General features: G+C 37.3%; 12 protein-coding genes and 1 riboswitch. Of the genes, 5 read left to right on the top strand and 7 right to left on the bottom strand.

Features of this window, described 5'->3' with window-relative positions; genetic code table 11:
* Positions 1 to 70 precede the first annotated feature (70 nt).
* A riboswitch (cobalamin riboswitch) is annotated at positions 71 to 266 on the bottom strand.
* A gap of 83 nt (positions 267 to 349) precedes the next feature.
* Both ACN9MR_RS10560 and ACN9MR_RS10555 read left to right on the top strand, forming a co-directional pair.
* Positions 350 to 1597 (top strand): serine hydrolase, encoded by a 1248-nt coding sequence (locus ACN9MR_RS10560; protein WP_426329653.1) that lies wholly within the window; start codon positions 350 to 352, stop codon positions 1595 to 1597.
* A gap of 106 nt (positions 1598 to 1703) precedes the next feature.
* The gene (locus tag ACN9MR_RS10555; RefSeq protein WP_426329652.1) at positions 1704 to 3107 is read left to right on the top strand and encodes a sigma-54-dependent transcriptional regulator; all 1404 of its coding nucleotides are present in this window, start codon (positions 1704 to 1706) and stop codon (positions 3105 to 3107) included.
* 163 nt (positions 3108 to 3270) lie between these two features.
* Here ACN9MR_RS10555 and ACN9MR_RS10550 read toward each other — a convergent pair whose 3' ends face one another.
* From ACN9MR_RS10550 to ACN9MR_RS10525, 6 genes are all read right to left on the bottom strand, one after another.
* Complete coding sequence (locus tag ACN9MR_RS10550; protein WP_426329651.1) at positions 3271 to 5061, bottom strand: chloride channel protein; 1791 nt, start codon at positions 5059 to 5061, stop codon at positions 3271 to 3273.
* Positions 5062 to 5135: 74 nt separating this feature from the next.
* Complete coding sequence (locus tag ACN9MR_RS10545) at positions 5136 to 5858, bottom strand: RluA family pseudouridine synthase (protein ID WP_426329650.1); 723 nt, start codon at positions 5856 to 5858, stop codon at positions 5136 to 5138.
* Positions 5859 to 6099: 241 nt separating this feature from the next.
* Positions 6100 to 6789: a response regulator transcription factor gene (locus ACN9MR_RS10540; protein ID WP_029274338.1), complete on the bottom strand. Its 690-nt coding sequence runs from the start codon at positions 6787 to 6789 to the stop codon at positions 6100 to 6102.
* A gap of 103 nt (positions 6790 to 6892) precedes the next feature.
* On the bottom strand, positions 6893 to 8005 hold the full coding sequence (locus ACN9MR_RS10535; protein ID WP_426329649.1) for a redoxin domain-containing protein: 1113 nt from the start codon (positions 8003 to 8005) through the stop codon (positions 6893 to 6895).
* On the bottom strand, positions 8005 to 9468 hold the full coding sequence (gene gatB / locus ACN9MR_RS10530) for an Asp-tRNA(Asn)/Glu-tRNA(Gln) amidotransferase subunit GatB (RefSeq protein WP_426329648.1): 1464 nt from the start codon (positions 9466 to 9468) through the stop codon (positions 8005 to 8007). Before gatB ends, ACN9MR_RS10535 begins: the two co-directional genes overlap by 1 nt.
* A gap of 94 nt (positions 9469 to 9562) precedes the next feature.
* Positions 9563 to 10711, bottom strand: a complete 1149-nt coding sequence (locus ACN9MR_RS10525) for an ATP-binding protein (protein ID WP_426329647.1) — start codon at positions 10709 to 10711, stop codon at positions 9563 to 9565.
* Positions 10712 to 11069: 358 nt separating this feature from the next.
* On the opposite strand from ACN9MR_RS10525, the gene ACN9MR_RS10520 reads away from it, so the two are divergent.
* The 3 genes from ACN9MR_RS10520 to ACN9MR_RS10510 all read left to right on the top strand — a co-directional run bounded on the left by ACN9MR_RS10520 (position 11070) and on the right by ACN9MR_RS10510 (position 12908).
* Positions 11070 to 11672 (top strand): hypothetical protein, encoded by a 603-nt coding sequence (locus tag ACN9MR_RS10520; protein ID WP_426329646.1) that lies wholly within the window; start codon positions 11070 to 11072, stop codon positions 11670 to 11672.
* A 100-nt stretch (positions 11673 to 11772) separates the two neighbouring features.
* A complete protein-coding gene (locus ACN9MR_RS10515; protein WP_426329645.1) occupies positions 11773 to 12279 on the top strand; it encodes a hypothetical protein in 507 nt (168 codons plus the stop codon).
* 125 nt (positions 12280 to 12404) lie between these two features.
* Entirely contained in the window at positions 12405 to 12908 is a 504-nt protein-coding gene (locus ACN9MR_RS10510) for a hypothetical protein (RefSeq protein ID WP_426329644.1), read from the top strand.
* Between the two features lie 94 nt (positions 12909 to 13002).
* Here the strand turns inward: ACN9MR_RS10510 and alaS are convergent, their stop codons facing one another.
* Positions 13003 to 15705, bottom strand: a complete 2703-nt coding sequence (alaS, locus tag ACN9MR_RS10505) for an alanine--tRNA ligase (protein WP_426329643.1) — start codon at positions 15703 to 15705, stop codon at positions 13003 to 13005.
* Positions 15706 to 15726 lie beyond the last annotated feature (21 nt).

Genomic DNA, 15726 nt, shown 5'->3' with positions numbered 1-15726 from the left:
CAACAGATGGAAAAGAAATGAAATACGAATACGTAAGTACATCACCCCTTAGCTTCAATCCCCGAAAGCTATGAAATATAACGCTAAGGCAGGTCTTCTGACTTACTCCCGGGTTTCCGGCCTTCCCATCCCGACAAGTCGGAACAGTGGCAGATTGATTGGAAATCCGTTAAGGAGATTACAGCTGCGGGACAGTTACAGATTTACACTGTATTCCCTTTTAATTCCGGGTGTAAAGCCGGAAACCAAAAGCGCTGCAAAAGTAGCAAAATTAAACAACATGTAAAATGCATGATGGAAAATGGCGATTTTAATAGAAAAAGCTAAATTAGGAATCAAAATTTCCACTATGAAAAGAATATTAATTGTTGCATTTTCATTTATAAGCCTATCTGTTATGGCGCAAAAAACCGATACTGTTTTTCTGAAGAAACTAATGGAAACCAGGCCAGAACTTTTTTCTGCCGTACTCAATCATCCTGATCAAAACCAGATCCAGATTCTTTATACGCAGGTTAACCGAGATGCGAAGAATAAACCCACGTTTAAAACCTTTAGCTACAATCTGGATCCGCATCATTATTTTTATCCTGCGAGTACGGTTAAACTTGCTGCCGTAATTTTTGCTTTAGAGAAAGTAAACCGGTTAAAAAGTACAGGCTTAACAATTAAAAGTGCTATGATTACCGATAGTGCCTATAAAGGACAAACGAGGGTTTTAACGGATACAAGTGCCAAAAATGGACTTCCATCAATAGAACACTACGTTAAAAAGATTTTGCTTACCAGTGATAATGATGCTTTTAACCGTTTATTTGAATTTATCGGCCGGGCAGAAATTAACGAAAAACTAAGGGCAAATGGATTAAATGATAGCCGCATTTTAAACCGTCTGGCCATTGGCGATGCAGGAGAATCGGCCAAACATACCAATCCCATCAAATTTTACAACGGAGATCATTTGGTGTATGATCAAGCTGCCCAATATGATCCAAAAGATTATGAATTGAAATTAAGCAACCTGGTAATGGGTACTGGATACATGGACAGCACTGACAAGCTGGTAAACAAACCTTTTAGTTTAGCGGGGAAAAATGCCTTCGCCATTCACGATCAACAGAAACTCATGCAGAAATTGATTTTTCCTGAGGCTTTCCCGGTTAAAGAAAGGTTTAACCTTACCAAAGAGGATTATAAACTCATTTATACTTACATGAGCAAGTATCCAACGGAAAGTGATTTCCCTAAATACGATCCGAAAGCGTTTTGGCCAACCTATGCCAAGATGTTGTATTATGGTAGAGAACACGTAACGCCAGATCCCAATATCCGCATTTTCAATAAATATGGTGATAGTTACGGCTACATTATCGATAACTCCTATTTTGTTGATTTTAAAAACGGAATTGAATATTTTTTAACCGCGGTTGTGCAGAGCAATGAGGATGGCATCTTCAACGACAATAAATACGAGTACGAAACGGTTTGTTTCCCTTTTATGAAAAATCTGGGAAGAACCATTTACGAATTGGAACTAAAAAGAGCTAAAAAACAGAAACCCGATTTAAGTAAGTTTAAAATGGATTATACTTATTAAAACCTTTCCTGTCTTTTAAGGTTTATTGCGTATTAATTGTATAAAAAACTATACATTAATTAAAAAATAATATATTCGCATTTCAAAATTAAAGAATACATCTCTAATGGCTAAATTATTAATAATTGACGATGAGCGTGCGATAAGGAGTACCTTACGCGAAATTCTGGAGTACGAAAATTACGATGTTGAAGATGTCGATAACGGTATTGATGGCCTCGAAATGATCAAAAAAGGAAATTTCGATCTGGTACTTTGCGATATCAAGATGAATAAGATGGATGGTATGGAAGTGCTCGAGCAGGCACAGATCATTAAACCCGATTTGCCATTCATTATGATATCTGGTCATGGAACAGTTGAAACTGCCATTGAAGCCAGTAAGAAAGGAGCTTTCGATTTTATTTCGAAACCACCTGATTTAAACCGGTTATTAATTACGGTCCGTAATGGTTTAGACCGTGGAAATTTAGTTACCGAAACTAAGGTTTTAAAACGTAAAGCAAGTAAAACCCGTGAGATTTTAGGCGAATCGGAAAGCATTTCTAAAATTAAAGAAACCATAGAGCGTGTAGCTCCTACCGAAGCCCGTGTGTTAATTACTGGTGCAAATGGTAGCGGTAAAGAATTGGTAGCCCGTTGGTTACATGAAAAATCGAACCGTGCCGATAGTCCTTTAATTGAGGTGAACTGTGCAGCTATTCCATCAGAACTGATTGAAAGTGAGTTGTTCGGCCATGAAAAAGGTTCATTTACCTCTGCAGTTAAACAACGCATCGGTAAATTTGAACTGGCTAACGGTGGTACTTTATTTTTAGATGAGATTGGCGATATGAGCCTCTCTGCCCAGGCAAAAGTTTTACGTGCCTTGCAAGAGCATAAAATTTCGCGTGTAGGTGGTGAGAAGGAAATTGAAGTAAATGTTCGTGTTTTAGCGGCAACCAATAAAGACTTATTGAAAGAAATCGAAGATGGTAACTTCCGTATGGATTTGTACCACCGGTTAAATGTAATCAATATCCATGTTCCGCATTTAACGGAACGTACCGATGATATTCCTGTTATTGCGCAGAACTTTTTAGAAAGTATTTGCAGTGATTATGGAATGCCGGTTAAAAAAATAAATGATGGCGGTATGGCTGCTTTACAAGCTTTGCCTTGGACAGGTAACGTGCGTGAGCTACATAATATGATTGAGCGTTTGATTATTTTGAGCGATAAGGTAATTACCGAAAATGATGTACGTGCATTTGCTAATCCAGGCGGCGGTACAAACATTGGTGCTGCAACTAGTGCACAGATTGCAGGTGCAGGAGGATCAGCCTTAGCTTCCTCTTTCGACTCGTTCAATAATTTTCAGGATTATAAAGACCATGCAGAGCGCGAATTTATTAAATTCAAGCTGGAGAAAAACAATTGGAACGTATCAAAAACAGCTGATGAAATTGATATCCAAAGAAGTCATTTATACAGCAAAATCGAGAAGTTTGGTTTAAAGAGAGCTGAGTAACCCCCAGCCCCTAAAGGGGAGATCGACTATACTTTTTTTTATAATTTAAAGTTGAAATGAACAGATTATCTAATCATTTCAACTTTTTTTATTAAAGAGAATTATGTTAAAGCAAATGATGTACGGATGAGGAATTTGAAGTTCCCTCATGGGGATTTAGGGGTTAGCCCATGTAATCATTCTGTCTCATCAGTAATGCCCGGTATTTGTTAAAAATTGCTGTTTTAGAAACGAAACCCAAATATTGGTTCTGAGCGGTTAATACAGGTAAAATCCATACATTATCTTGCTCCATTTTCTCCAATACCATTTTCAGATCATCATTTTCTGTAATGGCGTTCGGTGCAGATTGTACCAAATAAGAAGCCTGCAAATTTTCCTTATCAGGGTGATTGATCATCTCATTAAATAGTTCTTCTATGTAAATGACACCTTTGAAATCGCCCAGTTCGTCTGTTACAGCACAAATGTTTTTATGCGATTGCATAATCTCAGGCATCTTAACCGAAATCAGATCGTTCATATGTAATTGAGGATAAGTTTTCTCGATTAAATACTTTAGTTTCATCTGGTTTAAGACAGTCGTATCTTTATCATCGTGCGATAATAGTTCGCCTTTATCGGCCAGTGCTTTGGTGTAGATGGAATGTTTTTGAGAACTGCGGTTAATGGCATAAGAAATGGCAGTGGTAATCATTAGCGGTACCATTAAGATATATCCACCGGTAATTTCGGCAATCAGGAAAATACCCGTTAAGGGAGCGTGCATAATCGAGCCTAAAGCAGCGGCCATACCTGCAACAATAAAGTTTGAAACGTTTAATTGCGCCAAACCAGATAGATTTACCACATAGGCAAAGATAAACCCGATTAGTCCGCCCATAATTAAACTGGGTGCAAACGTTCCACCATTACCACCAGCGCCCAAGGTAACCAAAGTCGCTATCGACTTCATGAAAATGGTTACCACTGTAAACAGTACTACTAAAGCCGGAATAGCATTGTAATCAGCAAAAATACTATTATTAATAACCGCTTGGTAATCGCCTTTTAGTAAGCCTTTTATTGTGATGTAACCTTCGCCGTAAAGGGTTGGAAATAGAAAAACCAAAACACCTAACATTAAACCACCCACAATCACTTTGGTATAAGGATGTTTTATTTTATAGAATAATCCTTTTACGGCATAATTGGCTTTTGTAAAGTAAATGGAGAATAAGCCAATGAAACAAGCCAGTATCACATAATAAAACAATGCGTTTACCTTCCATCCTTCTGTAACCAGAAAGAAAAGCTGTTGTGTGTAGAATAATCTAGCTACTACAGCGGCTGTTGCGGCCGACAATAAAAGTGGGATAAATGCAGGAATGGTAAACTCAGGCAATAAAATTTCGATAGCGAAAACAATCCCAGCTACAGGACTATTAAATGCTCCTGCAATACCTGCAGCCGCACCACAGGCCACCAGCATAGTAATTTCGCGATAAGATAAACCGAGTAAACGGCCAAGGTTTGAGCCTATTGCCGATCCACTGGTAACAATTGGTGCTTCCAAACCTGTTGAACCACCAAAACCTACCGTAACGGCTGCGGTAATAATCTGCGAATAAATATTGTGCGCTTCTACCTTGCTCGATTTTTTCGAAATGGCATAAAGTAAAGGGGTTAAGCCCGTTTCGAATTTTGTTTTACGGATAAAGTATTTGATATACAAAACCGTTAAGAAAATACCGATCATCGGAAATATAAAGTACAGGTAGTATTTATATTTCCAGTGCCAGTCTGATTGAAGAAATTCTTCAATATGGTGAGTTAAACTTTTTAAAACGGCAGCTGCGAGTCCTGCTAAAATCCCGACAATTACAGCAAGGATAATTAAGAAATTACGGTTTGATATTTTAGATTTTCGGTACTGGTTAATCTTATCAAGGTAATTTACAAATCTGATGTACATTCTATTGTTTTTTAATAGAGGGCTAATACCAAAAGTAACAAAAACAACGAAACGAGCCAATATAAAGGGCTGTTTTATGCATCAAATTTATCCAATAACTTAATTAAAGTTGCAAAATCTTTTGGATATGGTGCATCAATCACAATATCTTTGTCATCCAATCCTTTAAAAACCAAATGTCTGGCATGTAATGCGAAACGTTTCATAATGGGCTGCTCTTCTTCGCCTTTGGCTAATTTATAACCTCTCTTTATTGACGAAAGAAAAACAGGTTTCCCTTTGTACATATCATCACCAACAATGGCAGCCCTTTGTGTTGCTAAGTGGATACGGATCTGGTGCATTCTACCTGTTATTGGCTTGCATTCAACCAGTGTATAATGTTTGTAGTATTTTAATGAATCGAAAATAGTTTCAGCTCTTTTGCCTTCTGCCCTATCAATGGTTACGTTTTTATTGCCATCGTTCAAGATTGGAAGATCAACTGTTAACTGATCAAAAATGACGTGTCCATCCACTACGGCATGATAGGTTTTACTTACTTTCCTTCTTTCGAACTGCATAGAAGCATGGCGGTAACCTTCAGGATTTTTTGCGATAATTAAAGCACCGGAAGTTTCTTTATCCAAACGGTGACAAACCTGTGCATCATCGCTATACTGTTTGGCCAGGCGTAATACATTGGTTTCTCCAGATCCGCCGCGTTCATCGAGCGAGGCTAAAAATGGAGGTTTATTGATAACAATAAAATCGTTGTCTTCGAAAAGAATAAGGTCTTTAAAATTTGGAAACTTCAAACTGTGCTTCAATTAATGAACCGCAAAAATACGATTTTATTTTTTTAAGGCGGGCGTCACCCTGAATTTATTTCAGGACCACATTCTGGAAAGATGCTGAAATGAATTCAGCATGACGAATTCTTTACGCGTATCGTCCTCCTGAACTTGTTTCACGATCTAATTGAAAATTTTAAGTCCAAAAAAGCCGCTCCGATGTTGATCAGAGCGGCTTAATAACTTTAGCTTTTATAATTATTACTTAAGAAAGCTCAAACTTATAACCTACCCCTTTTACGGTTGATACATAAGTTTCGCCCAATTTTTCTCTTAGTTTCCGGATGTGTACATCAATAGTTCTATTGGTTACCACTACTGAATCTTCCCAGATATTTTTAAGGATCGATTCGCGGGTATAAACTTTTCCCGGTTTTGATGCCAGTAAGTATAAAAGCTCAAATTCTTTTTTTGCCAATACCACTTTGTTACCGCCTTGAAAAACCAAATAAGCTTCACGGTCGATTACTAAATCGCCAATTTCCAATTTGTTTTCAGATACTTCTTCTGTTCCTGTATTTCGTCTTAAAATTGCATTAATGCGACTAACTAAAGCACGTGGTTTAATTGGTTTTGCGATATAATCATCAGCACCTACATTAAAACCTGCAATTTCAGAATACTCTTCACTTCTGGCAGTTAAGAAAACCATAAATGTATTTTTGAATTCAGGTATTGCACGCATTAAACGGCAAGCCTCAATTCCATCCATTTTAGGCATCATAATGTCCAGGATAATCAAATCTGGATGTACCTTTTTCGCAACAGTAATTCCTTCTTGGCCATTGGTAGCTGTGAAAACCTGATAACCCTCTTTTTTTAGGTTATATTCAATAAGCTCCAGAATATCTGGTTCATCATCAACAATTAATATTTTCTGACCTGCGTTGTTCATAGTTAAATATTTGTTACGAAAGTAGTGTCTATGATGCAATATTTAGTTAAGCCTAAGTTAAGAAATTGTTAATTACTTAAATTAGTTTAACATGGAATTTGTTTTAAAGTAACGTTTTGGCTAAAAACGTCTCTAATTGATCGCCACGCAGGTTTTTAGCGATTATTTTTCCAGATGGATCAACTAAGTAAGAAGTTGGGATAGCCTGTACCTGGTATTTTTTTACCGTTGCACCGTTAAAATCTTTTAATTCCGAAACGTGTGTCCAGGTTAATCCGTCTGCTTTCACTGCACCTAACCATGCTGCCTTGTCGGTATCTAGTGAAATACCGATGATATCAAAGTTCTTATTTTTATATTTATTGTACACCTTAACCACGTTCGGATTCTCCTGACGGCAAGGCTGGCACCACGATGCCCAAAAATCGATCAGTACGTATTTTCCTTTATAGTCTGATAAATTTACAGGTTTGTCATCTGCTGTATTAATGGTGAATGCCGGAGCAACCTGTCCCACCTGAACTGCTTTTAAAAGTGCCATCTGTTTTACAAAAGTATCAACTGTAGCATTGCCTTTAATTTCTTCTTTCACTTCATCTGCAAATTGTACCAGTTCGGCTTCAAACTCCTGTGGACTTAAGGTATTCATGGCATAGAAACTGGCAAGCGTACCTTTATTGTCTTTAGCAAATTTTATGATCTGAGTATTCAATTGATTGATGTACGATTCGTACTGAGGTTTCATTGATTCTAGCACAGCTGCCCTGTTTTGAGGTTGCGTTGCTACTTTTGCCTCGAAATCGGCCTGTAGTTTTTCTACCTGTTTGGCAAAGTTGTTTCTAATGGTATTCAGTTCTGATAATTTATCCACTTCATTAGCACCTGAAATTTTATAAGCCATCGTTTTGTCGGCCAAATCAGCCTCTAATTTAATGTCGTCGCCATTTTTTGCAATTAACATAAACTCATGGTTACCTATCGATACCCTAAAGAAATCAACTGATGGGGTTTTACGGATGAATTTAAATTCACCTTTTTCTGATAGATTGGTCGAATCGACCGCAACCATATTGCTATTCTGCATCCCGTATAAAAATACTTTCTTCTCCGTACCCGGGTTTTGGAAAGTTCCGTCAATGGTAAAGCTATCTTTGGGTTTACATGCAGTGAAGGCAATCGCGATCAGCATGATCAGGCTCAATTGTTTTAGTCTCATTATTTCAGTTTTTCAAGTATTAATTCATTCAATTTTTTAGCATCAGCTTTTCCTTTGGCTAGTTTCATTACATCGCCAACAAACAGACCTAAAACGCCCTTTTTGCCTTTCTTGTATGCTTCTACCTGCTGTGGGTATTTATTTAACACTTCATCAATAAAACCAATTAATTCGTCTCCGTTTTCAGAGATCAATAAGTTTAATGATTGTGCCAGATCGGTAACTTTTGCATTTTCCTGTAATTCAACAGCAGGTAATAATTGTTGAATGGCAATTTGCTGAGTGATTTTTTTATCGTCAACCAGGTTAATTGCTTCTGCCAGTTGTGCCGGATTAACTTTGAAATCAGAGATCATAATCCCTTTTTCGTTTAAAACCGCTCTAATTGGGCCAATTAACCAATTAATTAAGCTTTTTTTGTTGTGAACAGCTGATTGAGCCTGGTTAAAGTAGTTTAACAGGTCTAAATCTTCCGCAAAAAGTGCTGCATCAGCTTTACTGATCCCAAAGTCAGCAACCATCTGCTGCGAAATTTCATTTGGTAAAGCCGGCATTAAAGATTTAATCTCAGCTAACCAATCATCAGAAATATAAATGGGTTGCAGATCGGGATCTGAAAAATAACGATAATCATTCGCTTCTTCTTTAGTACGCATCGGCGATGTAGTTCCTTTATCAGCATCAAAATTCAGTGTGCTCTGAATAATTCTTCCTCCATTACTTATCACTTCTACCTGACGGCCAAATTCGAAATCCATTGCTCTACGTACGTTACGCATTGAGTTTAGGTTTTTTACTTCACAACGTGTTCCAAATTCGGTAGTGCCCCTTGGGCGTATAGAAATATTGGCATCGCAACGTAAACTACCTTCTTCCATATTGCCATCGCTTACATTTAAATGCCTCACCAGTTTCCTGATTTCACTTAATAAAACAGATGCTTCTTCCGAACTGCGGATATCGGGTTCGGTTACGATCTCGATTAAAGGTACACCCGCACGGTTCAAATCAACCAGAGAATAGTTATCATCCTGGTCATGGATGCTTTTTCCGGCGTCTTCTTCAAGGTGAATGCGATTGATTCCGATTTTCTTCGTAGAACCATCAGCCAGTTGAAGCTCCAAAAAACCATTAACACAGATCGGTTGGTTATCCTGCGTAATCTGGTATCCTTTTGGCAAGTCGGCGTAAAAATAGTTTTTCCGGTCGAAATGGTTGGTCTGGTTAATGGTACAGTTTAAAGCCAGGCCAATACGAATGGCTTTTGCTACTACTTCCTTGTTTAACTTCGGTAAGGCTCCAGGTAATGCCAGCGAAACCGTAGATATATTTTGATTGGGTAAAGCCCCGAAAGATGCACTGTCAGCAGAAAATATTTTAGTGTTTGTATTTAACTGAACGTGGATTTCTAGTCCTGAAACGAGTTCGAAAGCAGTTTGGGGGCTTGTTTCTTGTAAAGGCATTTAAAGCTTCGTGTTGTTATAAGTTTTATTAACTACAGATTTAATCTGGGGTTAAATATTAATGTGTCAAATATAGTTATTATTTAGTCTTTCGTTAAAAAAGGCTTGACGGAGAAATTTTTAGAAATTCTTGCCAGGGCAATCCGCCGGCTCCCACTAAAAGTATTTTATCAGGCTTATACATTTTGTTAAAAGCATTCATCCCGGAAGTACCCGTAATCTGGCCTGTACTTTTAACTTCTACTCCAATTATTTTACCTCGTTTCTCTAAAATAAAATCTACTTCGTCGTTTCTATGTCGCCAATAAAACACTTTATAACCTTCTACAAACGAAGAATTTAATAAATGCGCACCTATTGATGACTCTACCATTCTCCCCCATTCTGCTGGTTGTTTTTTTATCTCTTCAAAGAATTCATTTCTTTGGGCACTTACCAAAGCATTATTGTGTACCTGAAATTTTGGACTCGATGAACGCTTGCGAATCACATCAGCTGCAAATTTCTCAATGCCTCCCAGTAAACCTGCTGTATCCAATAATTCCAGGTAATGAGACAATGTTGTTGTATTACCTGCATCAGAAAGCTGGCCTAATATTTTAGTGAAAGATAGGATCTGCCCTGAGTATACACAACCTAATTCAAACAAACGTTTCATTAAAGCCGGTTTATCAACACGGGTTAACATTAAAATATCTTTCGAAATACTGGTTTCTATCAAAGCATTTGAAACATAATTTTTCCATCGCTCCTCGTCATTGATTAGACCTGAAGAGCCCGGGTAGCCGCCAAACCAAACGTATTGTTCGGCAGTAAAACCAAAAGCACTCTCCATTTCGGCAAAGCTCCAATGCCCTAAATAAGTTAATTCGAACCGACCAGCCAATGATTCTGTTAATCCCTGTTGAATTAGCAGTCTGGAAGATCCCAATAAAATTACTTTTAAGTTTAACCCATTTCGCATGTCTTCATCCCATAAGCGCTTCACAATTTCACTCCAGTTATCAATTTTCTGAATTTCATCAATCACAAGAATATATTCATCAACCCCTGGTTCTTTTAATAGCGCTCTTGTATTAAACCATATCAGCTCTATCCAAGTTCTATCTGAAGCAGCAGCAGCATCTGCAGATTCGAATATACAAGGCGCACTAATTTCCTTGATCAATTGACTGATCATTGTTGTTTTGCCTATTTGCCTAGGGCCCACAAGCACTTGAATAAACCTTTTTGGTTCATTCATAATCTTTACAAGTTTCTGTAAATAAGACCTTTGGAACATTCTTAACAATTTACTCAATGTGTTGAGTAAAATTACTAAAAGCCTTTAGTAATTCAAAATAATTACAGAATTCTAGTTAAATAATTATAACAAAAATAGCAGTACTTATTAATTACTATATTAAAAATTAGCAAGTAAATAACTGTTAATAAGATGATTATATGTGTTTTTACAATTTACTCAATATCCTGAGTAAAATTACTCAATGGCCTATACAATAGTTAAAGAATGTTAAATGAAATTGCTTTAATTAAACTACCGGGCACAGCTATTGTCTATCTCAGCAACACACACAAGAAACCTTTAATTAAAAAACATTATGAAAAAGTTAGTTTTATTTGCTGCAGTTCTGATGGTTTCATTATTCAGCATAAACAATGCAAAAGCACAGGTTAGCTTAAATATCAATATTGGCTCTCAGCCGGTTTGGGGACCAACAGGATATGATCATGTAGATTATTATTATTTTCCTGACATTGATGCTTATTATTACGTTCCCTCTGGTCAATATATTTATTCAAACGGTGGACGTTGGGTTTGGGTAAACAGTTTGCCTGCTCAATACAGAAACTTTGATCCGTACCGGGCTTATAAAGTGGTCATCAATGAACCAAAACCATATCTGCGAAATAATATTTATGTAACCAGATATAGTAAATATAAAAACTATGGAGGTCATCAAACTATTATTAGAGATAGCCGTGAGACTAAATACTACGTGGTAAAAGGTCATCCAAAATATAATCAAAGACCGACCAAAAATGTAACTGTAGTTCGTAATAATAATAACCGCCCTACCCGTTTGGTACAAAGAAATGTTACCAGACCTGATCAAAATAATGGTCGTCCTCAGGATAATAATGGTAGAGATAACCGTCCTGAAAGAAATAATAATCAGGGCCGCGGTAACGGACGTCATTAATATTTAGTTGTTTAAAGGAGCTCTAAGGGGGCTCCTTTGTTATTTGTTTACTTCTGGCACGTGGTTTGGCTATATGTAATAAACACTAAATGAATTGATTATGAAAAGATTATTTTTAATGGCTGCAGTTATGATGATTTCATTGTTCAGCATCCCAGCGAAAGCACAGTTAAACGTAAATGTTAATATCGGCTCTCAACCGCTCTGGGGACCAACGGGTTATGATCATGTTGATTATTACTATCTCCCTGACGTGGAAAGTTATTATTATGTTCCGCAGAAACAGTTTGTGTACTTAAATGGAAATGATTGGGTTTTTGCCAATTCTTTACCTTCAAGATACGGAAATTACGATTTATATAATGGATACAAAGTAGTCATTAATTCGCCTAAGCCTTATTTGAATTTCAAAAACGATAAGGTAAAATATGCCAAGTATAAAGGCAATAAAGGTCAGCTGGTAATTAGAGATAGCCGTGATCGTAAATATTATGTAGTAAAAGGACATCCTCATGGCATGCCTCCAGGACAGGCTAAAAAGATCTATGGAAAAGAGAATAATGGAAATAACGGAAAAGGCCATGGAAATGGTAAAGGAAAACACTAACCTATAACTTTGTCAGTTATTTAAAGGAGTTTCGAAAGAAACTCCTTTTTTTATATATCTGTTACAATAGAAGTTTTGGCACAGCGTTTGAATTATTGAAGTACACACAAATAAAATAGATTATTATGAAAAAGTTATTTATCATCTCCGCGATTTTAGGTATCGTGGCTTTAACATCTAATCAATCTAACGCTCAGGTAAGTATTAATGTAAATATAGGTGCACAGCCAGCTTGGGTACCTGCAGGTTATGAAAACGTTAATTATTACTATCTCCCAGAAGTTCAATCTTATTATTATGTCCCTCAAAGGCAGTTTGTTTATTTAAGTGGAAACAGGTGGACAAGGTCGAGGTATTTACCAGCCAGATACAGAGGTTACGATTTGCATCACGGAAGAAAAGTAGTGGTTTATGGAAATAGCCCATATCGTAATTATAATACCCACAGAGTAAGTTATTCACACCATAATAATTATTACCGCTCATCTTATGGTGGTGGAAACCGGGTACGTTATAGCTCGCCAAGAAATAATTACAGATCTTACCGTGTAGATAACAGATACCATGATAGAAGAGTAAATTCAAGTTTATTCTCTAGAGGACATAGAGAAAAACACGGAAGACATTAAAATAAAAAAGAGGCTCTAGGGCCTCTTTTTTATTGGTATCTCGTCATGCTGATCCGATAGCTATCGGATTTAGTTCAGCAATATTTCACTTATATTAATGATGAGGAATAAAACTTTCTGCTTTTTCCAACACAGCTTTTAGTCCTGACGGGTTTTTACCACCTGCCGTAGCATAAAACGGTTGTCCACCACCACCGCCTTGGATCTCTTTGCCCAACTCGCGAACAATATTAGAAGCATTTAACCCCTTTTTCACCAGGTGATCGGAAAGCATTACGGTTATTCCGGGTTTGCCGTCAATTTCTGTAGTGAAAACCAGAAATAGGTTATCAACCATATCTTTCAAAGAGAAAGCCAGATTTTTAACTGCATCAGCACTTTGCAGATCAATGTGTTTAGTAATCAGGTTAATGCCATTAATTCCTCTTACATGATGAACGATTTCATGTTTTAAGGTATTTACACGTTCTATTGTCGACTTTTCAATTTCCTTTTTCAGTTTTGCATTTTCATCTAACAAGGCCTGAACAGAGGCCGATAGATCTTTACTTCCGTTTAGTAATGCTTTTAAATGACCAAGTTCCTTTCTTTGATCTAAGAAGAATTGCTCAGCTTTATCAGCAGTGATGGCTTCGATACGGCGAACCCCAGCGGCTACAGCACTTTCGGAAACAATTTTGAATGAACCGATCTGCCCTGTAGCTTTTACGTGTGTACCACCGCAAAGTTCTTTAGAGAAATGGTCGTCAAAAGTAATCATACGAACAAAATCGCCGTATTTTTCACCAAATAAAGCCGTTACACCGCTTTCAATGGCATCTTGATAAGGAACGTTGCGTTGTTCCTTTAATTTAATGTTCTGGCGTATTTTCTGATTCACAATTACCTCAATCTGCGCTAATTCCTCGTCAGTAACTTTAGCAAAGTGAGAAAAATCGAAGCGTAAGTAGTCTGCATTTACCAACGAACCTTTCTGGTTGACATGTTTGCCTAAAACCTGTTTTAATGCCGCATGCAGTAAGTGCGTGGCAGAGTGGTTATCTTCAGTTAAAACACGTTTATCTTCATCTACAACAGCCCAAAATTTACCTTCTAAATTATCGGGCAGGATATCGGTAAAATGAACAGTTAAGCCATTTTCTTTTTTAGTATCGGTGATATCTACCCAAAACTGGCGACTATGGTCTTCTAATCGGCCAGTATCTCCTACCTGACCACCACTTTCGGCATAGAAAGGTGTTTGGCGAAGCACAATTTGATATTGCTCTTTACCTTTAGCTTTTACTTTACGGTATTTTAAAATCTCCGTTTCAATTTCTAAATCATCGTAGCCAACAAATTCGCTCTGTTCTTCGGTGTTTACCACAATCCAATCGCTTGTGTCAATGGCTGTTGCTGCACGAGAACGATTTTTCTGTTCCTCAAGAGCCTTGTTAAATCCCGCCATATCTACATCAAAACCTCTTTCTTTCGCTATTAATTGGGTTAAATCGATAGGAAATCCATAGGTATCAAAAAGTTCAAAAGCAAATTGTCCATCCATTATAATTGGGTTAACTAACTTATCAATTGTATTCTTGCGATTAGTACTAATAGAACTTTGATCATTAATATCATATCCCTTATCAATATATTTAGCATGCTCAAATTCAAGGACTTTTGAAATACCCTTACCTAAGGTTCTCAAGAAAGAAACCTCTTCTTCCAACACTACTTTTTGTACAAAATCCTGTTGTGAAATCAGTTCATCAAATACACCTTTAAATTGCTCAGCCAATAAAGGAACCAATTGATTTAAAAATGGCTCTTTAAAGTTTAAGAAAGTGTAGGCGTAACGTACGGCACGGCGTAAAATTCTACGGATTACATAACCCGCTTTATTATTAGAAGGTAACTGACCATCAGCAATAACAAAGGAAATGGCACGGATGTGATCGGCCATAACACGCATGGCGATATCGGTTTTCTCGTCAGCACCGTATTCAATACCAGATTTTTCTGCGATAAACTGAATCAATGGTTGGAAAACATCGGTATCGTAGTTAGAGGTTTTTTCCTGTAAAGCACGTACCAAACGCTCAAAGCCCATTCCGGTATCAACGTGTTTAGCTGGTAAACTCTGCAATGAACCATTTTTTAAACGGTTAAACTGCATAAATACATTATTCCAGATCTCGATTACCTGGGGATGATCGGCATTTACCAGGGTAGCACCATCAACTAAAGCTTTTTCTTCATCGGTACGGCAATCTACATGGATTTCAGAACATGGTCCGCATGGCCCTGTATCACCCATTTCCCAGAAGTTGTCTTTTTTATTTCCAGGTAAAATATGGCTTTCATCAACATATTGTTTCCAAAGATCGTAAGCTTCCTGATCTTTTTCCAGTCCTTCTTTTTCATCACCTTCGAAGTAGGTGACATATAATTTTTCTTTCGGGATTTTGTAAATCTCGGTCAATAATTCCCAACTCCAGGCAATGGCTTCTTTTTTAAAATAATCGCCAAAACTCCAATTGCCCAACATTTCGAACATGGTGTGGTGGTAAGTATCAATACCTACTTCTTCCAGATCGTTATGTTTGCCCGAAACGCGTAAACAACGTTGTGTATCAGCAACACGAGAATATTTTATGGCGGCCTCTCCTAAAAACAGATCTTTAAACTGGTTCATACCCGCATTGGTAAACATTAAAGTGGGGTCGTTTTTAACCACAATCGGTGCGGAAGGAACAACATGATGTTGTTTCGATTCAAAAAAACTAAGGAATGCCTGTCTAATCTCTTTTGCTGTCATTTCAATATTATTGGAGGGAAC

Origin of the sequence: Pedobacter sp. R-06, assembly GCF_049913135.1 — a bacterium.
In the GTDB taxonomy this organism is placed as follows: Bacteria; Bacteroidota; Bacteroidia; order Sphingobacteriales; family Sphingobacteriaceae; genus Pedobacter.
Note: the sequence above shows the minus strand (reverse complement) of the source record. Positions and strands in the feature narration are given on the sequence as shown.